The sequence below is a fragment of the Vibrio sp. 10N.222.46.A1 genome (assembly GCF_041473595.1).
Classification (GTDB): domain Bacteria; phylum Pseudomonadota; class Gammaproteobacteria; order Enterobacterales; family Vibrionaceae; genus Vibrio; species Vibrio tasmaniensis_A.
Window position 1 is genome coordinate 1 of the sequence record NZ_JBFRSN010000805.1, and the last position, 3,434, is coordinate 3,434.

Annotated in this window: 2 protein-coding genes; both read right to left on the minus strand. The window is 45.1% G+C overall.

Features of this window, described 5'->3' with window-relative positions:
* Position 1: 1 nt before the first annotated feature.
* A complete protein-coding gene (fusA, locus tag AB4496_RS20345) occupies positions 2-2,089 on the minus strand; it encodes an elongation factor G (protein ID WP_009847514.1) in 2,088 nt (695 codons plus the stop codon).
* A gap of 233 nt (positions 2,090-2,322) precedes the next feature.
* A partial coding sequence (radA, locus tag AB4496_RS20350; RefSeq protein WP_372131776.1) for a DNA repair protein RadA occupies positions 2,323-3,434 on the minus strand: 1,112 nt, incomplete at its 5' end.

The following is a 3,434-nucleotide window of genomic DNA, read 5'->3' on the forward strand; positions in this document are numbered from 1 at the left end:
ATTACTTACCAGCTTCTTTTTCTGCTTTAACTTTTGCAATCACTTCGTCAGCAACGTTAGTTGGACATGGTGCGTATTGTGCGAATTCCATAGAGAATTGGCCACGACCAGAAGTGATAGTACGTAGGTGACCGATGTAGCCGAACATCTCAGAAAGAGGTACGTCAGCTTTAATACGAACACCAGTAACGCCAGCTTGTTGATCTTTGATCATGCCACGACGACGGTTAAGGTCACCGATAACATCACCAACGTGATCGTCTGGAGTGAACACGTCAACGTTCATGATAGGCTCAAGAAGTTGCGCGCCAGCTTTAGGCATAGATTGACGGAATGCGCCTTTCGCTGCGATTTCAAATGCGATAGCAGATGAATCGACTGCGTGGAAACCACCATCGAAAAGTTCAACTTCAACGTCTAGCGTAGGGAAGCCAGCTAGTACGCCGTTATCCATCATGCCAGCAAAGCCTTTCTCAACTGCAGGCCAGAATTCTTTAGGAACGTTACCGCCCACAACTACTGAGTTGAACTTGAAGCCAGAACCTGCTTCACCTGGTTTGATACGGTAATCGATCTTACCGAATTGACCAGAACCACCAGACTGTTTCTTATGCGTGTAGCTATCTTCAATTGCTTGAGTGATAGTTTCACGGTAAGCAACTTGAGGAGCACCAACTGTTAGGTCAACGCCGTAAGTACGCTTAAGGATATCTACCTTGATGTCTAGGTGAAGCTCACCCATACCTTTAAGGATAGTTTCGCCAGTTTCTTCGTCAGTCTCAACTTGGAAAGATGGATCTTCAGCAACCATTTTACCGATCGCGATACCCATTTTCTCAGAACCGCCTTTATCTTTTGGAGATACAGCGATAGAGATTACTGGAGTTGGGAAAACCATTGGCTCAAGCGTTACTTGGTCTTTTGGATCACATAGAGTGTGACCAGTTTGAACGTTCTTCATACCAACGATCGCAATGATGTCACCAGCTTGTGCGCTAGTTAGTTCGTTACGGTCATCAGCTTGCATCTCAACCATACGGCCAACACGCTCAGTTTTACCTGTGAATGAGTTAAGGATCGTGTCACCTTTGTTCAATTTACCAGAGTAAATACGAACGAAAGTTAGAGCACCGAAACGGTCATCCATGATTTTGAACGCAAGCGCTTTGAAAGTTTCTTCAGTAGAAACGATAGCGTGGTTGCCTGTTTCTTCGCCGTTCTCATCCATTAGAGGTTGAGGATCAACTTCAGTTGGAGAAGGTAGGTAATCTACTACAGCATCAAGGATAACTTGCATGCCTTTGTTCTTGAACGCAGAACCACAGAACGTAGGGAAGAATGCGATATCACGAGTACCTTTACGGATACAACGTTTGATGTCTTCGATAGAAGGCTCTTCACCTTCCATGTAAGCTTCCATTAGGTCATCGTCTTGCTCTACAGCAGTTTCGATTAGCTCTTCACGGTATTGCTCAACGTCATCAACCATGTCCGCAGGAACATCAGTGATTTCGTAGTTTTCAGGAAGACCAGTGTCATCCCAAACGTATGCTTTACGGCTTAGAAGGTCTACAACACCCACGAATTCATCTTCGCGGCCGATTGGTAGAACCATAACTAGAGGAGTTGCACCTAGAACGTTTTTAACTTGGTCAACAACGTTGTAGAAATCTGCACCCATACGGTCTAGTTTGTTAACGAAGATCAGACGAGATACTTCTGATTCGTTAGCGTAGCGCCAGTTAGTTTCTGATTGTGGTTCAACACCACCAGAACCACAGAATACACCGATACCGCCATCAAGTACTTTAAGAGAACGGTATACTTCAACTGTGAAGTCAACGTGTCCAGGAGTATCGATAACGTTTAGACGGTGACCGTTCCAGAAACAGCTTACAGCTGCTGATTGGATAGTAATTCCGCGCTCAGCTTCCTGTTCCATGAAGTCAGTAGTTGATTCGCCATCATGTACTTCACCAGTCTTGTGGATCTGACCAGTTAGCTTAAGGATACGCTCAGTGGTAGTTGTTTTACCCGCATCAACGTGCGCGAAAATACCAATGTTTCTGTATTTCGATAAATCTGCCATTGTCTTACTCTGTTAATAGGATATAAAATGCGCGCAGAGTATATCACAATCTGTGAGGACTGATAGCTTTGCATGCATTTGGGACTAAAAAACTTTGCCTTTTTCTAACATATAGAAAAGGCAATCTGAAGAAACAATCTAAATGATTGTTAAGTTTAGTGCTAACTTAAAGCGAAAATAGCGTTTAAGTTAGACTGAATTTCTGCTGTATAGAGTAGCTGAAGTGAGCTCAATTACAACTCATCAAAAGCATTAATTGCTTCCGATAATTTTTTCACACCGTGGATCTGCATTCCTGGAATGCCACCTTTAGGCATGTTAGCCGCTGGTACAATGGCTCTCTTGAAGCCGTGTTTAAACGCCTCATTTAAGCGCTCTTGACCGCTCGGTACAGGTCGAATCTCACCAGCAAGGCCTACTTCGCCAAAAACCACCACATCTTTTGGCAATGCGCGGTCTCTGAAACTCGAAAGTAATGCCATTACCAATGCAAGATCAGCACTGGTTTCGGTTACTTTAACACCACCAACGACATTCACAAACACATCTTGGTCAGCCATTTGTAAGCCGCCGTGTTTATGCAGCACGGCTAATAACAATGACAGTCGATTTTGCTCGAGACCAACAGCGACACGACGCGGGTTAGCCAGCTGCGAATAATCCACCAGCGCTTGAATTTCGACAAGAAGTGGACGCGTCCCTTCCCAAACCACCATCACTGAACTGCCTGAGGTTTCTTCTTCACCACGAGACAGGAAAATAGCCGATGGATTGCTAACTTCTTTTAGTCCTTGCCCTGTCATGGCAAACACACCTAGCTCATTCACTGCACCAAAACGGTTCTTGTGGCTGCGCAAGGTTCTAAAACGACTGTCCGTTCCGCCATCTAACAACACCGAACAGTCAATAATGTGTTCAAGTACTTTTGGTCCCGCTAAGGTACCGTCTTTAGTTACGTGTCCCACTAGGAACACGGCAACGTTGTTCTGTTTCGCATAGCGCGTTAATGCGGTTGCCGATTCGCGCACCTGAGCAACACTGCCAGGAGACGATTGAACGTCAGCGACATGCATAACTTGGATTGAGTCGATAACCATGATCTTAGGCTGCTCTCTTTCTGCAACCTGACAGATTTTATCAACATTGGTTTCAGAGAGCATTTTGAGATGCTCTTTTGGTAACCCTAATCGAGATGCTCGCATCGCAACTTGTTGAAGAGATTCTTCGCCAGTGACATAAAGTGTCGGTAACTGGGAAGAAAGCTGACACATAGTCTGCAATAGCAGGGTTGATTTACCGGCACCAGGGTTACCACCAATAAGAATCGCAGCGCCAGGTACAACAC

Coding starts and splice junctions, on each gene's coding strand:
- fusA (WP_009847514.1), bottom strand. CDS start 2,089: ATGGCAGATTTATCGAAATACAGAAACATTGGTATTTTCGCGCACGTT.